Annotated in this window: 11 protein-coding genes; 7 read left to right on the top strand and 4 right to left on the bottom strand. The window is 62.6% G+C overall.

Features of this window, described 5'->3' with window-relative positions:
- Window positions 1–28 precede the first annotated feature (28 nt).
- The 6 genes from LJ738_RS17940 to LJ738_RS17915 all read left to right on the top strand — a co-directional run bounded on the left by LJ738_RS17940 (window position 29) and on the right by LJ738_RS17915 (window position 9,992).
- Entirely contained in the window at window positions 29–1,975 is a 1,947-nt protein-coding gene (locus LJ738_RS17940) for a rhamnogalacturonan lyase (protein WP_227787739.1), read from the top strand.
- Between the two features lie 121 nt (window positions 1,976–2,096).
- A complete protein-coding gene (locus LJ738_RS17935) occupies window positions 2,097–2,879 on the top strand; it encodes a rhamnogalacturonan acetylesterase (protein WP_227787738.1) in 783 nt (260 codons plus the stop codon).
- A gap of 12 nt (window positions 2,880–2,891) precedes the next feature.
- Window positions 2,892–3,734, top strand: coding sequence for a rhamnogalacturonan acetylesterase (locus LJ738_RS17930; RefSeq protein ID WP_227787737.1), 843 nt, complete (start codon window positions 2,892–2,894; stop codon window positions 3,732–3,734).
- A gap of 105 nt (window positions 3,735–3,839) precedes the next feature.
- Window positions 3,840–5,117, top strand: coding sequence for a glycoside hydrolase family 28 protein (locus LJ738_RS17925; RefSeq protein WP_227787736.1), 1,278 nt, complete (start codon window positions 3,840–3,842; stop codon window positions 5,115–5,117).
- 133 nt (window positions 5,118–5,250) lie between these two features.
- Entirely contained in the window at window positions 5,251–6,999 is a 1,749-nt protein-coding gene (locus tag LJ738_RS17920; RefSeq protein ID WP_227787735.1) for a hypothetical protein, read from the top strand.
- 122 nt (window positions 7,000–7,121) lie between these two features.
- Window positions 7,122–9,992, top strand: a complete 2,871-nt coding sequence (locus LJ738_RS17915; RefSeq protein WP_227787734.1) for a glycoside hydrolase family 2 protein — start codon at window positions 7,122–7,124, stop codon at window positions 9,990–9,992.
- 78 nt (window positions 9,993–10,070) lie between these two features.
- Here LJ738_RS17915 and LJ738_RS17910 read toward each other — a convergent pair whose 3' ends face one another.
- The 4 genes from LJ738_RS17910 to LJ738_RS17895 all read right to left on the bottom strand — a co-directional run bounded on the left by LJ738_RS17910 (window position 10,071) and on the right by LJ738_RS17895 (window position 16,265).
- On the bottom strand, window positions 10,071–11,174 hold the full coding sequence (locus tag LJ738_RS17910) for a glycoside hydrolase family protein (protein WP_227787733.1): 1,104 nt from the start codon (window positions 11,172–11,174) through the stop codon (window positions 10,071–10,073).
- 3 nt (window positions 11,175–11,177) lie between these two features.
- Window positions 11,178–12,119, bottom strand: a complete 942-nt coding sequence (locus LJ738_RS17905) for a glycoside hydrolase family 43 protein (protein ID WP_227787732.1) — start codon at window positions 12,117–12,119, stop codon at window positions 11,178–11,180.
- A 229-nt stretch (window positions 12,120–12,348) separates the two neighbouring features.
- Window positions 12,349–14,766 (bottom strand): glycoside hydrolase family 95 protein, encoded by a 2,418-nt coding sequence (locus LJ738_RS17900; protein ID WP_227787731.1) that lies wholly within the window; start codon window positions 14,764–14,766, stop codon window positions 12,349–12,351.
- 167 nt (window positions 14,767–14,933) lie between these two features.
- The gene (locus LJ738_RS17895; RefSeq protein WP_227787730.1) at window positions 14,934–16,265 is read right to left on the bottom strand and encodes a rhamnogalacturonan acetylesterase; all 1,332 of its coding nucleotides are present in this window, start codon (window positions 16,263–16,265) and stop codon (window positions 14,934–14,936) included.
- 214 nt (window positions 16,266–16,479) lie between these two features.
- Between LJ738_RS17895 and LJ738_RS17890 the strand changes: the two genes are divergently transcribed.
- On the top strand, window positions 16,480–17,562 hold the full coding sequence (locus tag LJ738_RS17890) for a glycoside hydrolase family protein (RefSeq protein WP_227787729.1): 1,083 nt from the start codon (window positions 16,480–16,482) through the stop codon (window positions 17,560–17,562).
- Window positions 17,563–17,621: the final 59 nt, after the last annotated feature.

Below are 17,621 nucleotides of genomic sequence, written 5' to 3'. Positions count from 1 at the left end.
CAACTGACTCTGTCATTCCTTTTGCCCGATGAAATCCCGCTGCATTTCGCTCGCCCTGGCTGCCGCCCTGCTTGGGGCGGGCCCTTCGGCTACCTTGCCCCCGGCCCCACAGGCGCAGCCCGAACGGCTGGGGCGCGGGGTAGTAGCCATTGCTCAGCCCGATGGCAGGGTGTTCATCAGCTGGCGCCTGCTGGCTTCTGACGTGCCCGGGGTGGGCTTTAACGTGTACAGCGCCAATGGTACTGGAGCCCCCACCAAGCTCAATGACCAGCCCCTGACTGCGGGCACAAATTTTCTGGACGCATCCGGTAAGAAATCATCCCCGAGGTACTTCGTCCGCGTGGCCGGAGCTGCCGCCACTCCCGATGCTTCGGACGCCTCTACTCTAGCCACCGCCTGGACAGAAGGCTTCCTGCGCCTCCCGCTCCAGCCACCGCCTGGCGGCACTGTGAGCAGCGGCCCCGAAACCAGCGCCTACACCTACACCGCCAACGACGCCTCCGCGGCCGACCTGGACGGCGACGGCCAGTATGAAATTGTGCTGAAATGGGAACCCACCAACGCCCACGACAACAGCCAGGGCGGCCTCACCGGTCCCGTCATTCTCGACGCGTACAAGCTGGATGGCACCCGCCTCTGGCGCATCAATCTGGGCCGGAACATCCGGGCGGGGGCGCATTACACGCAGTTTATGGTGTACGACCTCGACGGCGATGGCAAAGCCGAAGTGGCCTGCAAAACCGCCGATGGCACCATCGACGGCCTGGGCAAAGCTGTGGGCGATGCTACCAAAGACTACCGCTCGCTCACTGTGCCCAGCGACGGCCCCAGCGTGCCCACGGCCCGCGATGCCAAGTACGGCCGCATCCTGGCCGGGCCAGAGTATTTCACGGTGTTCAACGGTCTCACTGGCGCGGCGCTGGCCAGCACGCCCTATCTGCCCGTCCGTGGCGACCTCAGTGGCTGGGGTGGCCTCGGCGGCAACGGCGGCAACGACCGGTACGGCAACCGTGCCGACCGATTCCTGGCCGCCGTGTCCTACCTCGACGGCCAGCGCCCCAGCGTGGTGATGTGCCGCGGCTACTACGGCCGCACCGTGCTGGCGGCCTGGGACTGGCGCGGCGGCCAGCTCAAGTCGCGCTGGGTGTTCGACTCGAAAGACGGCAAGAACCCCTTCTCCGGCATGGGCAACCACGGCCTGAGCGTGAACGATGTAGACGGCGACGGCAAGGACGAAATCGTGTACGGCTCGATGGTGGTCGACGACAACGGCACCGGGCTCTACAGCACCGGCCTGCGCCACGGCGACGCCCTGCACGTGAGCGACCTCGACCCCAACACGCCCGGCCTGGAGGCCTGGGGTGTGCACGAAAACGAAGAGAAAGTGCCCGGCTACGAAAACGGCCCCGGCGCCGCGATGTACGATGCCCGAACCGGAAAAATCCTCTTCGCCCGGCTGCCCGGCCAGGACGTGGGCCGCGGCATGGCCGCCGACATCGACCCGCGCTACCCCGGGGCCGAAGTCTGGGTGAGCAACCCGGAGTTGGGCCTGCTCACCTGCAAGGGGGAGCGCATCGGCCCATCGCCGCGCTCGGTCAACTTTGGCCTGTGGTGGGACGGCGACTTGCTGCGCGAGCTGCTCAACGATACCCGCGTGGAGAAATGGGACTACCAGGCCGGCCAGCTCAACAAGCTGCTTGAGGGCAAAGCCTTCGGTGGGGCCTCCTGCAACGGCTCCAAAGCCACGCCCTGCCTCAGCGCGGACCTGCTGGGCGACTGGCGCGAAGAAGTAGTCTGGCGCACCGCCGACAACTCCGCGCTGCTGATTTTCAGCACCACCATTCCCACCACGCACCGCCTCACCACGCTGATGCAGGACCGTGCCTACCGCCTGGGCGTGGCCCGCGAAAACGTGGGCTACAACCAGCCGCCGCACACTGGCTTTTTTCTGGGCGAAGGCATGAAAGCCCTGTAGCGGGGCCGCGGCGAGTTTGGGCCGCCGCTGCGCAGGTGAGTGCAGGATGCCCCGGCAGGCCTTTGGTGCAACTTTTGACTATTAACCCCTGAGCCGTCGGCTTCCATTCTCAATTTCTACGATGAATAAATCTTGGTTTGCTACCCGCTGCCTGACAGTGGCCGCGGTCCTTTTCCTGCTGGTGGGCTTTGGCAAGCCGGCGGCGCCGCCCACGCTCTACCTCATCGGCGATTCCACGGTGAACAACAACGGCAACGGTCAGATGGGCTGGGGTAATGTCGTTGCCAGCTACTTTGACACCACCAAAATCAAGGTGCGCAACAACGCCAAGGCCGGGCGTAGCACCCGCACGTTCATCACGGAAGGCCGCTGGGAGAAAACCATTGCCGCCATCAAGCCGGGCGATTTTCTCATCATGCAGTTCGGCCACAACGAAGGCAGCGCGCCCGACACCACCAAGGCCGGCCGCCGCGGCGTGCTGCGCGGCACCGGCGACGAAACCAAGGCCCTTGTGTGGCCCGACGGCCACCCCGAAACCGTGAATACCTACGGCTGGTACCTGCGCAAATTCATCCGGGAAGCCATGGCCAAAGGGGCCACGCCGGTGGTCTGCTCCATGATTCCGCGCAACGAGTGGAAGGATGGGAAAGTCATCCGCGCCAGCAACGATTTCGGCAAGTGGGCTCAGGAAGTAGCCCAACAAGAGGGCGTAGTCTTCATCAACCTGAATGAAATAACGGCGCTGAAATACGACAAGCTGGGCCCGGACGAGGTGAAGAAGTTTTTCCCCGGCGACCACACCCACACCAACGAAGCCGGCGCCCGCCTGAACGCCGAATCGGTGGTCGACGGCATTAGAAGCAACAAGAAGCTGGCCTTGAATAAATACCTGGCTAAGAATTAACTCCTTCCATTTATGAAATCAAACGACAAACCCGGAAGCCAGCTCAATAATCCATTTGGCCGCACCGTGCTGGGTTACGGGCTGCTGCTCGTGTGCCTGCTGAGTTCGGCCTTCACGCTGCTGCCTCAGAAGGGGCGCAAGCCCACGCTGTTTCTCATCGGCGACTCGACCGTGAAAAACGGCAAGGGCAAAGGCGACGGCGGCCTCTGGGGCTGGGGTAACTACCTGCCCGCGCACTTCGACACCACCCGCATTCGTATCGAAAACGACGCGCTGGGCGGCACCAGCAGCCGTACCTTCCAAACCAAGGGGCTGTGGGCCGCGGTGCAGGCCAAGATTCAGCCCGGCGACTTCGTGATTATGCAGTTTGGGCACAATGACGATGGCCCGTTGGCCGACACAGCCCGCGCTCGCGGCACCATCAAAAGCAACGGCGAGGAAAGCCAGGAAGTGTACAACCCCCTCACCAATCAGCAGGAAGTGGTGCATAGCTACGGCTGGTACCTGCGCAAGTTAATTGCCGATACCAAGGCCAAAGGCGCCACGCCGGTGGTGTGCTCGCTCATTCCGCGCAATGGGTGGAAAGAAGGCAAAGTGAACCGCGCCACGGATGGCTACACCAAGTGGGCGGCCGAAGCGGCCCGGCAGGGTGGGGCGTATTTCATTGATTTGAACAAGCTGGTAGCCGATAAATACGACCGCGAGGGCGAGGCCAAAGTGGGCACCGTGTACTTCACCTCCAAAGACCACACGCACACCATCGAGGCCGGCGCGCAGCTCAATGCCGCCACTGTGGCGGAGGGAATTCGCGCCACCAAAGGGTTGGCGCTGCGCAAGTATCTGAAGAAGATTTAGTAGTCGAAAACTAGCTCAACTTGCCCGCGCTGCTCTCGGCCACCTCTTTTCTCTGCGCTTTTAGCTTTACCAGTGAAACCCGTTAGCTATTCAAGGCGCTGCTATATGGTCCTAGCGCTGCTAATGGCGTGGGTTGGGCTGAATTGCGCGCCGGCCCACGCCACCGGCACGGCCGCCAACCCCGCCAAGCAGTATCCGATTACGGCCTACGGGGCCAAAGGCGACGGCCAAACCCTGAACACCGCCGCCATTCAAGCCACGCTGGATGCGTGCGCGGCGGCGGGTGGCGGCGTGGTGGTCGTGACCACCGGCGTGTTTGTGAGCGGGGCGCTGTTTCTCCGGCCCCACGTCAGCCTGCGCATTGAGAAGGAGGGGGTGCTAAAAGGCTCGATTAATCCGGACGACTACCCGCAGGTAAAAACCCGCTGGGAGGGCATCGAGCGGGAGTGGACCGCCGCGCTCGTGAACGCCGATGGCCTGACCGACTTCGTGATTTCCGGCGAAGGCACCATCGACGGCTCCGGCGATGAGTGGGTGCGGCAGGCCCAGCTCCAACGCCAAGCCAACGCCCAGCCCATCGGCCCACCGCGCGGGCGCCCGCGCCTGCTGGGCCTGCAGAACTGTCAAAACGTGCGGGTGGCCGGCCTGCGCCTGCACAACCAGGCCGTGTGGTGCCTGCACATTCTCTACTGCCGCAACGTGACCGTGGCGAACCTCACCATCACCGCCGACCACAACATCCCGAGCTCCGACGGCATCGATGTGGATTCCAGCGAGAAGGTGCGCATTGTGGGCTGCAGCATCGACGTGAACGACGACTGCATTTCCATCAAATCGGGCAAAGACGCTGATGGCCTGCGCGTAAACCGGCCCAGCGCCCACATCCTCATCGAGCAGTGCCACTTCGGCTACGGGCACGGCGGGGTGGCCATGGGCAGCGAAACTTCGGGCGGCATCCGCCGGGTGAGGGTGCGCAACTGCGTGGCCGACGCCGGCAACTGGGCCCCGATACGCTTCAAGTCGCAGCCCAGCCGCGGCGGCGTGGTCGAGCACATCACCTACAAAAACATGCAGCTGCTGGGCACGGGCAAAGCCGTGGAATTCAACATGGCTTGGCGCATGGTGCCGCCGCTGGCCCCGCCCGCCCCGGTGCTGCCGGTGGTGCGCCACGTGCGTCTCGTGCACCTGTGGGGCAGCACCACCGTGGTGGGCGACTTCCACGGCCTGCCCGGCAGCCCGATTACCGATGTGCGGTTTCGGCGCTGCCGCATTAGGGCCCAGCGCGGGCTCACCCTGGAGCACACCCGCCGGGTGCGCCTGGCTGGGCTGCACATGGCCGTGCAGGATGGCCCGGCACTGGTGCAGCTCAGCGACGTGCAGTAGGCCATTGGGCCGGCTGGCAGGAAGGTACAGGAAGCTTGCGGCCGGACCGGGCTGTTCCTTCGATGCGCTGGAGCGTTGGCCGGAAAATCGGCCCCCCTTCCGGCCCCTGCCGACGGCTCCGCCGCTGCTTTCTATGAAAAAACCTGCCGCACTGGCCGTATTGCTTTGCTGCCTGCTGGGCCTGCCCGCCGGGGCCCCCCAGGCGCCCGCAGTACGCCCAGCGCCGTTGCCGGCCACGGTTATCATTCCCGCCTCGAATTTTATCCAGGAAATTCCCAAAGGCGACATCATTGCCGATGCCGGCACGCTGCACGCCCCCTGGATTTTCAACAACACGGCGTTGGTGCTGAAATCGAAAACCAACATGCAGGTGCGCGTGCAGGTGCCGGAGGCCGGCAGCTACACGCTGTTTGTGCGCAGCCAGGGCGAGAAAAATACCAGCTTCAAAGTCGCCGTCAACGACAAGGTAACGGCCGCTAGCTTCGGACGGGGTGCGTTGAGCTGGCAGGCCGGGGGCACGTTTGAGCTACCCGCTGGCCCGGCCTATGTGAAGCTGACGCGCATCGAAATTGGGCCGGTGGTAGACGTGCTGGTGCTTGCTAAAAATGCCAGTCTTAAGGAAGAAGACGTGCGGCCCTACCAGCTGCCTGAAGATGTGCAGCTGCTCCGGCAGTACACCATTCCGCAGTCGAACGCCGTGAAGTTTGGCGATGTGAACGGCGACGGGAAAACGGATTTCCTGGTACTAGAGCCAGACTTCTCGGCTCACGTTTTCGACAATGCCGGCAAGGAATTGTGGGCCTATAAAGCTCCCTCCGAATACGTGAAGGAACGGTCAGAATTTGAAGCCCCCGGCGTGCTCTGGGATTTCGACCACAACGGCCGCGCCGAGGTGGTGCATTGGCGCTTCATCGAGGGCAAAGAATGGCTAGTGGTGGCCGATGGACGCACCGGCAAAATCCTGCGCAAAACAGGTTGGCCGACCCAGCCGCTGCCCCACGTGTACAACAACTTTCGGCTGGCCATCGCGCACCTGCACCCCGGCCCCGCCAACGACCTGGTGGCCTACACCGACATGGGCGGCACCGAAAACGTGACCGCCTACGCCGCCGACCTCAAGCTGCTGTGGCAGCACACCGAGCACCGCAAAAAGGACAACCTCGGCCACTACATCTACCCCGTAGACCTGAACGGCGACGGCCTCGACGAGGTGCTGGTGGGCTCGCTGCTGCTCAGCACCAAAGGCCAGGGAATCTGGAACCGCTTCGACCTGTTGCCCGACAACCACGACCACGCTGACAGCTACAAGTTCATCGACATCAACGGCGATGGCAAGCTCGATATCGCCACGGCCAACAGCGAAACCGGCGTGTTTGTGTACGAGGCCCTGACCGGCAAAATTATCTGGCAAAACACCGCCGAGCACAGCCAGCAGCTCGCCGTGGGCAACTTTCTCAAGAACGTGCCCGGCCCGCAGGTGGTAGTGGGCGGCCGCACCTACGGCAGCCGCGAAGCCGGCGAGCCGGCCCTTTCCAGCCAGCTCTACTGGTTCGACAACAGCGGCAACCTGGTGAAAAAGTGGCCCGGCAATCCCATCAACGGCAACCCCGATTTCGTGCGCGGCAACTGGCGTGGCGATGGCTCAACTGAGTTGTTCTGGCACAAATTCCGGCTCAACGACGTGGGCACCGGCGAGCTTTACTTTCCCGACCCGGTCTTTCACATGTTCGATTTCATGGGCCAGGGCGCCGAGGAAGTCATTACTCTGAGCCAAGGCCGGCTGAGTGTGTTCGGCAGCCGTCGGGCCACCCACAGCGGGAAGGACCAGAAGAAAAACCTAGAGTACCTGAGAAACAGTGTGGTCAACCACACGCACTACTAAGCGCCGAACAGTGTAGAGACGCGACACTTCGCGTCTCGGCGTTGAACGGCTCAGTAACGCACAACCTATAACAACATCAGCAACGACGAGACGCGAAGTGTCGCGTCTCTACACCGTCCGATATGCCTCCCAAATACTTTCTCTTCCTTTTTTTCTCCCTGCTGCTGGCGCAAAATGCCCGCGCTCAGCCCACCGCCCAGAAGCAAATCCAGTACCTCTCCAGCCGCGACAACCGCGCCACGGTGAAGTGGGATTTCTACTGCACCGGCGGGCGCAAAAGCGGCTTCTGGACCACCATTGCGGTGCCTTCGTGCTGGGAGCAGCAGGGCTTCGGCCTCTACAACTACGGCCGCGACTACAAGACCTACGGCAAGAACTTCCGCTTTGCGGATGAGCAGGGGCTGTACAAGCACTCGTTTACGGTACCGGCCGGCTGGCGCGGGCGGCGGGTCGAAATCGTGTTTGAGGGCTCGATGACGGATACCGAAGTGAAGGTGAACGGCCAGGTGGCCGGGGCCGTGCACCAGGGCGCGTTCTACCGCTTCAAGTATGACATCACCGACAAGCTCAAGTTTGGCGAGGCCAATGTGCTGGAAGTGAAAGTGAGCAAGATGTCGGCCGAGCCCAGCGTGAACAACGCCGAGCGGCTGGCCGACTATTGGGTGTTTGGTGGGATTTTCCGGCCGGTGTATTTGCAGTCTTACCCCCAGCAATACGCCGAAAACATTGCCATCGATGCCCGCGCCAACGGCGCCTTCACCCTGCGCGCCAACGTGCGCAACGTGAAGCAGCCAGCCCAACTCCAGGCCGACATCCTGGATGCCGCCGGCCAAACCGTGGGCACCGCCCGTGCCGAGGTAGCCGCCGGCGACACCGTGGCCCGCCTGACTACCACCCTCAAAAACCCGCGCCAGTGGACGGCCGAAACGCCCACCCTCTACCGCGCCCGCCTCACGCTGCGCACCGGCCCCGAAACCCAGTACCAAACCACCGAGTCGTTTGGCTTCCGCACCATTGAAGTGCGCCGCGGCAAGGGCATTTACGTGAATGGCACGCAAGTGAAAATGAAGGGCACCAACCGCCACAGCTGGTGGCCCGAAACCGGCCGTACCCTCAACGACTCCATCCAGCTCATGGACGTGAAGCTGCTGAAGGAGATGAACATGAACGCCGTGCGCATGTCGCACTACCCGCCCGATGCCGAGTTTCTGCACCTCTGCGACTCGCTGGGCCTGTATGTGCTCGACGAGCTGGCCGGCTGGCAGAAATACTACAGCACCAAGGCCGGCACCCCGCTGGTGCGCTCCATGGTGGAGAAAGACCAGAACCACCCCAGCATCATTTTCTGGGACAACGGCAACGAAGGCGGCACCAATAAGGAGCTGGACGCCATTTTCTACCAGTACGACCTCACCAAACGGCCCGTTATTCACCCGCACCACCGCCCCGGCAACGCGGCCAGCGGCATCGACTGCAACCACTACGAGGATTACTACAGCACGCAGAAAATCCTCGCTGATTCGCTTATCTACATGCCCACCGAATTCCTGCACAGCCAGGACGACGGTGGGGGAGGCGCCGGCTTGGCCGACATGTGGGAGCTGCACTGGAAGTCGCAGCGCTCGGGCGGTGGCTTCCTGTGGGCCATGGTGGACGAAGGCATCGTGCGCACCGACCAGCGCGGCATCATCGACGTGAACGGCGTGAACGCGCCCGATGGCCTCATGGGGCCGCACCGCGAGAAGGAGGGAAGCTTCTTTGCCATTCGCGAGATTTTCTCCCCCATCAAAATTGGGCTAAAAGAGTTGCCCACAAGGTTCAACGGCACACTGGAGGTCGAAAATCGCTACCATTTCACCAACCTCAGCCAGTGCTTTTTTCAGTGGGAACTGGTGAACTACCGCAAGCCCAGCGACCCCTTTGCGGGCAGCATCACGGGCAAGAAAAGCCGTATCAAAAGCCCTGCGCTGGCTCCGCTGGCCACCGGCAAGCTGAAACTGGAGCTGCCCAAGGACTGGAAAAACTACGATGCCCTAGTGCTCTCGGCCTACGACCCGTTCAAGAACCTTGTGTACAAGTGGACCTGGAAAACCGGCGGCAACGCCAAGCTGCTCGACGGCGTGCTGGCCCTCGAAACCAAAGCGAAGGCGGCCGTGGAAGTGACCGACATTGACAGCACGCTGACTTTGAAGGCCAATAACATCGCCGTCACTTTCAATAAAAGCAACGGCCATATTTCCGGCGTGAAGGGCAACAACGGCGACAAGCTCTCCTTCACCAACGGCCCCGTGCTGGTGGCCGGCACCGCCGCCTTCACCGGCCTGAAACACCGCACCGAGCCCGACGGCGAAGTGGTGGAAGCCACCTACACCGGCGACCTGAAAGCCGTGCGCTGGAAAATGCACGCCAACGGCTGGCTGCGCATGGAATACGAGTACGCCCTCACCGGCGACCACCCCTTTACCGGCATCAGCTTCACCTACCCGGAGAACTTCGTCATCGGAGCCAAGTGGCTGGGCCAGGGCCCGTACCGCGTCTGGAAAAACCGCTTGCAAGGCGTGAGCACCAACGTGTGGGAAAACGCCAACAACAACACCCAAACGGCCGCCGCACCCTGGATTTACCCCGAGTTCAAGGGGTACTTCGCCGACATTGCCTGGATGGAGATGAACACCGTGGAAGGCAAGTTCCTCATCGCCAGCCTCGACAAGGGCCTGTTCATTCGCCGCTTCAATTTCTACGGCCTGAGCGGGGTGAAGCCCCAGCCTGGCCCGCCCACCGGCGATATTTCCTTCCTGGACGCCATCCCGCCCATCGGCACCAAGCTTGGGCTGAACATCGACAACAACCCCAAAAACCTGGGGCCCAACAGCGAAACCAACCACCTGAGCGGCGCGCCTGTAAAGCGCACGTTGTACTTCTACTTCGGCCTGCCGCCAACGGATAGCAAGCCCCAGCCCTACATCGCGCCGGTGAAGGACGACTTGTTTTAGGCGGCACCTCACCCCCGGCCCCTCTCCAATAGCGAGGGGCCGGGGGTGAGGTGCCATCGAGAGAGGTCCCGCGGAGGCTTAATCTTGCCGCGGATTAAGCAGCCGCACAAACGTCGGTTTATCCCGGTCGCACGTCAGCTTGCCGTCTTTGAATTCCAGCTCAACTACCTGAATAACGCTGCGCTTGGCGGCGATGGAATTGTCCGGAGTGGGGTGGGCTTTGCTGCGGCCGGGGTGCGTGAAGTAGAACAAATAAGCGCGGTTGCCGCTCACCACTACATCGGGATGGCCGCCTATGGCCTGGTCGTCCAGGCCCTGGCCCGGGGCTTCGAGCAGGCGTTCGGGCTGGGCTTGCCAGTGCAGAAGGTCGGGGGAGTGGTACACGGCCAGGCCCTGCCATTTGTCGATTATCATCCAGTACTGCTTGTGCCAGCGGAAGACTTTGGGGCCTTCGCCGCGCTCGTTGATGGCCTGGCCGTGGTCGGTCCAGTGTTGCAGGTCGGGGCTGTCGGCGTAGTAGATGGATTTGTGGTCCCGCTCGTTGTTGTACCACAGCCGCCAGGTGCCATCGGGCAGCCGGAACACGCTGGCATCAATCACCTTGTCAGTGACCAGGGGCAGGGTTTGCACGTAGCGCCAGTTGAGCAGGTCGGAGCTGGTGAGGTGCACGATGACGCGCGGGTGATTCCAGTCGGTGAACGTACCCGGCACGTAGGTCAGGAACATGTGGTACTGGCCCTTATCCTCCACGATGTCGGGGGCCCAATGCGTGTAGCCGGGGTTGGGCCGGTAGCCGATGTTGGCCGTGTCGCGGTAGGTCCACGTGGTGCCGCCGTCGGCGGATTCGGCGATGCCGATGCGCGTGCCATGCACCCAGGTTACGCCGGTGGCGGTGGTGTCGGTGGCCCGGCGGTTGGTGTAGAACATCCACCACTTCTTCGCCTGCTTGTTCCAGATGACGACCGGGTCGGCCGCGCCATCATACACCGGGTCGCAAAACAGCGGCTTGGGCGCGGGCTTGGCCGCCGCGTTGGGCTGAGATTTAGCCGCGGAAATAGCTTTAGCAATGGGAGTTTTGGCAGCGGTTTTTTGCGCGAGGGCCTGGCCGGCTCCGCCGAGCAGCAGGGCCGCCAGCAGGCTGCCGGCAGCGAGATGGCAGGTGCTTTTCAGGAAATCTATCATGGGCTATTGTTGCTCCAGGCGTTTCAGCTCCTTGGCCGTGACGCGGAAAATGGTGCCGTGGCGTAGGCCCGCCGGCAGCTTGATTTGGTCAGATACATCGGTCCAATGCGTCAGGTCGGCGGATTTCACGGCGCCGTATTTGTGCTCGCGGTACTTGTCGAAATACACCAGCCACTCTGCGCCCAAGCGCACGGCCGTGGGGCCTTCAGCCCAATAATTGCCGGTGATGGGCGCCGACGGCGGCCCGTAGGGCCCGGCCAGCTGCTCGCTGAAGGCCACGCGCAGGTTCTTCTGCACCGGCTCGCGGGTTTCATCTTTCAGGAACATCACGTAGCGCTTCCCATCGGGCTGAATGCTGGCGTCAATCACGTTGAAGCCCGGCTCGAAGAGCAGGCGGGTGGGCGTGTAGGTCTTGAAATCCTTCGTGCTCACCGAATAAATCCGGTGGTTGTAGCCTTTTTCCTCGGTGCTCTGGGTTTTCGGAAACTTGCCCGCAATGGTGCTGGCCCAATAGATAAGGTAGGTCTTGCTGCGGGCGTCGTAGCTGATTTCCGGGGCCCAGCAGTTGCGGGCCTCGGGCTCCTGCTGCATCACCGGCAGAAACTGCTGCGCCGACCAATGAATCAGGTCCTTGGAGCTGGCATAGCCAATGCCTTTGTCCTGCCAGCTCACCGTCCAGACCATGTGAAACAGCCCGTCCTGACCCCGAATGATGCAGGGGTCGCGCATGAGCTTGTCCTTGCTCACGGTGGGGCGTAGGAACGTGCTGTCGTGCTTCAGGGCCGTCCAGGTGTAGCCATCGCGGCTGCTGGCCAGGTGCAGGCCATCCTCGCCGTTGCCTTTGAAATAGCAGAAGACCAGGGCTTCGCTGGGCTTCAAAGCGGTTTGGGCGCGGGTAGCGCAGGAGCTGAGGGCCAGGAGCGCGAAGAGAGCGGGGATTTTCATTCTAGACATTCATTAAGTAGCTAAGTAGCCCGTCATGCTGAGCGGAGCCGAACCGAAGGTCGCCGTAGGCAAGCATCTCGCTCGCGCCTCTTGTCATGCTGAGCCTGCGAAGCATCTTATCCTCGCGTAACGAGTCGTTGAGCCGTGATAAGATGCTTCCTTCGTCAGCATGACACACGATTATGGCTTGCTTCCCCACGCGAGGCGCTACGCTCTGCATGACGTTCAGTTATTGAGCTAAAATTTCATACGTTTTGCCCGCCCTGGTTGCAAAAGACGTCACGTACTGCGGCCGGTCATTTACCTTACTCGTTGCGGTAGTTGCGGCTACGTCTTTCACCTTCACCGGCCCGTTGGTGCGCAGCCTTAGTGGAGCGCCGGTGCGGGACAGAATACGGGCTTTCGTGAGCTGGCCATTTCGCCAGTCCATATCGACTACGAAGCCGCCCCTGGCTACCAGGCCGGAAACGTGGCCGCTGGGCCAGGCTGCGGGCAAGGCGGCCAGCAGGTGCACGTCGTTGAGCTGGCTTTGGAGCAGCATTTCCGTAATGCCGGCCGTGGCGCCGAAGTTGCCGTCAATCTGGAAGGGCGGGTGGGTGTCGAAGAGGTTGTTGAGTGTCGAGACTTTGAGCAGCTCCTGGTACATCTTGTAGGCGTGGTTGCCGTCGAGCAGGCGGGCCCAGAAGTTGATTTTCCAGGCCTTGCTCCAGCCGGTGCCTTCGTCGCCGCGCACTTCGAGGGTTTTGCGGGCGGCAGCAGCGTAGGTGGGAGTGAGCAGGGGCGAGATTTCGCGGCCGGGGTGCAGGCCAAACAGGTGCGAGACGTGGCGGTGCTGTGGGTCCACGTCCGGCCAGTCGCCGTACCATTCCTGCAGGTTGCCGGCCTGACCGATGTGCAGTGGGTAGAGCCGGGCGCGCTTCGCTTTCAACAGCCTGGCAAAGTCGGCGTCGATGCCCAGAATGGAATCGGCCTCGATGATATTGCCGAACAAGTCCCGGATGATGGACATGTCCATGGTGGAGGCGATGGTCACCACTTCCTTGCTGCCGTTGGGCAGCAGGTAGCTGTTTTCGGGCGAGGTCGAGGGGGCCGTCACGAGGTAGCCGTTGTGCTCCACCAGCCAGTCGAGACAGAATTCGGCGGCGCTCTTCATCAGGGGGTAGGCCTGGGCGCGCAGGTAAGTCTTGTCGTTGGTGAAGCGGTAGTGCTCGTAGAGGTGCTGGCTCAGCCAGGGGCTGCCCAGGCTCCAGTTGGCCCATTTGGGGTCGCCGCTGCCTTCGCCCACGGGGTTGGTCTGGGCCCAGAGGTCGGAGTTGTGGTGCACGGCCCAGCCGCGGGCGTGGTAGTAGTTGGCGGCCGTGGCCGTGCCGTTGTGGGCAAAGCGCGCAATCTGGGCCCGCAGCGGCTCCTGCATCTCGGTGAGGTTGCAGGCTTCGGCGGGCCAGTAGTTCATCTGCAGGTTGATGTTGGTGGTGTAGTTGCTGCGCCAGGAGGGCCGAATCAGCGGGTTCCAGAGGCCCTGCAGGTTGGCGGCCGGGCCACCGGGGCGCGAGCTAGAAATGAGCAAGTAGCGACCGAAGTCGAAGTACAGCAGCTCCAGCGCCGGGTCGGGCTGGCCGGCTTTGTAGGCCTTCAGGCGCTGGTCGACGGGCAGGTTGGGCGCCACGGCCCCATCGAGCCGCAAACTGACCCGGTTGAAGTACTGTTGATAGTCCTTAAGGTGGGCTGCTTTCAGCTGCTGAAAGCTCTGGCCGGCGGCCGCGTTCAGGTAGCGCAGGGCCTCTTTGGTTTCGTCTTTGCCGTCCTTGTCGGGGCATTTGTCGTAGCCGTTGAAGCTGGTGGCGCCCGACACCAGAATCACCGCCTCGCTGGCCCCGCTGATGTGCAGAATGCTGTCGGCCTGCACGCGCCCATCCGTTTTCACCACCCGGATGCGCAGCTGGTAGCGCATGCCGTTGCAGCTTTGGCTGTCCTGGTACACGACCGGCTTCATGGCGCGGCGCTCGTCGGCGTAGATGCGGGCTTTGCCGCGCAGCACCAAGTCCTTGCCATCCTCCACGGCTTTGGTGAAGGCCAGTTGGTTTTTGGCCGAAACGCTAAAATTCAACGCCCGGGCCTTGCTGGCTTTCAGCCGAATAACCACCACTTGGTCCGGGGCGGTGATGAACACCTCGCGGCTGTATTCCACGCCGTTCACCGTGAAGCGGGTGGTGGCGGTGGCATCGGCCAGGTTCAGGTCGCGGTAGTAGCGGGTGGGCGCGCCGGCCAGCGGCTGCCGCAAAATCAGGTCGCCGAGGGGCTGGTAGGCGTTGGTGTTGGGGCCCTGCATCTTGCGCATGAGCTTCACAGCCGCGCCGTTGTCGCCGGCGAAGAGCAAGCGGCGCACTTCCGGCAGGTAGGTGGGGGCCTGCGGGTTCGGGTTGGGGTTGGCCGGGCCCCCGGTCCAGAGGGTGGCCTCGTTGAGTTGAATCAGCTCTTCGGCCGGCCGGCCAAAAACCATGGCGCCCAGGCGGCCGTTGCCCAGCGGCAGCGCCTCTTCCCACACCTTGGCCGGTTGGTCGTACCACAGTACTTGAGCTGGTTTTCGCTGCGCGAAAGCCGGATGCAGGCTCAATAGGAGCAGGGTAATGAGGAGAAGTTTGTTCATAGGTTGTTGTTTGCCCGCCCGGCATGCCGCGCGCAGCGAAGCATCTTATCAGGTTAGCGCGAGTCGTTGAACCGTGAGAAGATGCTTCGCTGCGCTCTGCATGACAAACGATTTGCAGCAAAGCGAAAGGTTGCCTCGCTGCGCATTGCCTTTGGATTGATAGGCAACTAATTGCCGTCCGGTTTTATCACGGTGCTGCGGGGGCTGTTGGGCCAGTTCCAGCTGGCCAGGGCGTCGGGGTGGGCGGGGTCGAAGGCTGGGGTGTCGTTGCGCAGGAATTTCACCAGGCCCAGCTTGTTGGCCTTGATGCCTTCCACGATGCACTTGGCGATTTCGAAGGCGCCGTAGGGGTTGAAGTGGGTATCGTCGGCCAGGGCCTGGGTTTGGCCGGGGTAGGTGTTGGCGGGGTAGTGCACGAAGGCCTTCTTCGATTCCTCGGGGCCGATGGCTTCGTAGAGCTTCACGGTCATGGCGTTGAGGTCAATAAGGGGCACGTTGTCTTGCTGGGCCACGGCGCGGGCGGCGGCGGGGTAGTCGCCGAGGCTGTTCACGATTTTGCCATCGGGCCCAAAGCTGCGGCGGCTGGTCGAGGTCACAATCACGGGTAGGCCGCCTTTCTTGCGGGCCTCGCTCACGAAGTGCCGCAGCCGCTCGGTGTAGGAGTGGTAAGCGCCGTCGTTGGGGCCCTTTTCCTTTTGGTCGTTGTGGCCAAACTCGATGAAGAGGTAGTCGCCCGGCTTCATCACGCTCAGCACCTTGTCGAGGCGTTTCGAGCCCAGAAAGCTGCCCAGGCTCAGGCCCGATTCGGCGTGGTTGGCAATGGCCACCCCGGGCTTGAAGAAGCGCGGAATCATCTGGCCCCAGGCGGCCCAGGGCTCGTCGTCCTGGTTAACCACGGTCGAGTTGCCGGCCAGAAAAACGGTGACGGCCGTGGGCGCCGGTGTTATTTCCAGGGAGTTGAGGCAGGTGTGGGCGCCGTTGAATTCCAGCGTCAGCTTGTTGTCCCAGTCCAGCTTGTTCAGCTCGCGGGGCTTGAGCTGAACGGTGGTGGTGGGCGTAATCTGCCGGCTCTTGATGTTGACGGTGAAGGTTTGGGTGATGAACTTGCCGGGGGTGGTTTCGGCCTTTTGCAGCAGCAGGCGGCGCGATTCGGCCCGCAGGCTGGTGGAAGAAGCGCCCTGCGCGTCGCCCAGCGTCACGGTCACGTTGTAGTTGCCTTCGGGCAGGTCCACGGAGAAATAAAACGGCTTGTCGCTCGTCACGAAGTCGCCCTTCAGCGCGTCCTTGCCACCGCGGTCGGCGCCCGATACCGTGGTGCCGAAATCGAAGCCGCAGCCAGTAGTGGAGCTGTACACCGCCGTGGGCAGCACCTGCTGGTAGCCGGACGCCGCTTTGCCGGGCCCAAAATCAAATTTGAAAGCCGTTTTGGCGGGTTGGGCCACCGCGGCGGTGGCGAGCAGAGAACTGGCCCAGGCGGCCGCAAAAAGCAGGTTTTTCATAGTGAGTGGCGCGTGCAGGGTACTATCGGGACTAAAAGTACCCGCTGCCAGTACGGGCGCTTACCTGCACTGTCATGCCCTCCGCCGCAGGAGCAGCAGCGCCATGCGTCTGCCAGCACTGGCCGGGGCAGCACCCCAGAATACAGGAGAGTGCGGGTAAGGCCGCCGGGTTTCTTGCGCTGCTCTTAGCTACTCCACCTTTTTCAGCCGCCTTATGCTTGCCCGTCGTGCATTTCTTACTGGATTGGTATTGGCGCCGTTTGCACGGGCCTGGGCTGGCCTGGCTAGTGTTCGCCTCATTGATTATCCCCGGGGCAGCTTTTCCAGGTTCAGCAAGCACCTGCGGCCGGTGGGGCGGGCCCTGGAGCTGCCCGATTGGTACGTATGGTGCAACTCGCCCATTTATGGGCCCGATGGCCGCGTGCACGTCTTTTTCTCGCGCTGGCCGGCCAAAAAAGGCATGGGCGGCTGGCTCAACGGCTCAGAAATAGCCCACGCCGTGGCCGACCGCCCCGAAGGCCCTTATACCTTCCTCGAAACAGTGCTGGCCCCGCGCGGGCCGGGCTACTGGGACGCCACCACCTGCCACAACCCCAGCATTCAGTTTGTAGACGGCCAGTACTGCCTGTTCTACATGGGCAATTCCAACGGCAAAACCGACACCAAACGCATTGGGCTGGCCACCGCGCCCACCCTCAGCGGCCCCTGGACGCGCCCCGAGGCGCCCCTGCTTGAGCCCGGCCCCGCCGGCGCCTGGGACGACCACTGCACCACTAATCCGGCTTTCATCAAGCACCCCAACGGGCAGTACTGGCTCTACTACAAGTCCTGGAATACCAGGGAATATGAGGAGGCGAAAGGCAAGGAAATTCGCGGCAACCGCAAGTACGGCCTCGCCATTGCCGATAAGCTGCAAGGCCCCTACGTGAAATTTGAAGGCAACCCGGTCATCGACTTCTCCAGGCAGGGCAACAACAAGCAGTTTGAAGACGCTTTTGTGTGGCGGCAGCATGGCAAGTTCCGGATGCTGGCCCGCGATATGGGCGTGTACAGCCAGGAAGTGGGCTTGTACCTGGAGTCGGAAGACGGCCGGCAGTGGACGTTTCCCACCATCGCCTTCCTGCCACTGCGCGACTACGGCGTGCAGCCGCCGCCCGCCCCCGCCGGCCTGAAACGCTACGGCCGCCTCGAGCGCCCGCAGCTGCTGCTGCGCCACGGCAAGCCGGTTTACCTGTTTGGCGCCTCGCAGGGCGGCGCGGCCCTCACGGCCTCGGCCTTCATTTTCAAAATCACGTAGCCGCGCCAAAATTGAGCTGGCGCCGCCACAATTTTTAGCAAGGATAATGCCCTAAGCAG

This window comes from Hymenobacter plasmatis (genome assembly GCF_020711255.1).
In the GTDB taxonomy this organism is placed as follows: Bacteria; Bacteroidota; Bacteroidia; order Cytophagales; family Hymenobacteraceae; genus Hymenobacter.
Note: the sequence above shows the minus strand (reverse complement) of the source record. Positions and strands in the feature narration are given on the sequence as shown.

Coding starts and splice junctions, on each gene's coding strand:
- LJ738_RS17940 (WP_227787739.1), top strand. CDS start 29: ATGAAATCCCGCTGCATTTCGCTCGCCCTGGCTGCCGCCCTGCTTGGG.
- LJ738_RS17935 (WP_227787738.1), top strand. CDS start 2,097: ATGAATAAATCTTGGTTTGCTACCCGCTGCCTGACAGTGGCCGCGGTC.
- LJ738_RS17930 (WP_227787737.1), top strand. CDS start 2,892: ATGAAATCAAACGACAAACCCGGAAGCCAGCTCAATAATCCATTTGGC.
- LJ738_RS17925 (WP_227787736.1), top strand. CDS start 3,840: ATGGTCCTAGCGCTGCTAATGGCGTGGGTTGGGCTGAATTGCGCGCCG.
- LJ738_RS17920 (WP_227787735.1), top strand. CDS start 5,251: ATGAAAAAACCTGCCGCACTGGCCGTATTGCTTTGCTGCCTGCTGGGC.
- LJ738_RS17915 (WP_227787734.1), top strand. CDS start 7,122: ATGCCTCCCAAATACTTTCTCTTCCTTTTTTTCTCCCTGCTGCTGGCG.
- LJ738_RS17910 (WP_227787733.1), bottom strand. CDS start 11,174: ATGATAGATTTCCTGAAAAGCACCTGCCATCTCGCTGCCGGCAGCCTG.
- LJ738_RS17905 (WP_227787732.1), bottom strand. CDS start 12,119: ATGAAAATCCCCGCTCTCTTCGCGCTCCTGGCCCTCAGCTCCTGCGCT.
- LJ738_RS17900 (WP_227787731.1), bottom strand. CDS start 14,766: ATGAACAAACTTCTCCTCATTACCCTGCTCCTATTGAGCCTGCATCCG.
- LJ738_RS17895 (WP_227787730.1), bottom strand. CDS start 16,265: ATGAAAAACCTGCTTTTTGCGGCCGCCTGGGCCAGTTCTCTGCTCGCC.
- LJ738_RS17890 (WP_227787729.1), top strand. CDS start 16,480: ATGCTTGCCCGTCGTGCATTTCTTACTGGATTGGTATTGGCGCCGTTT.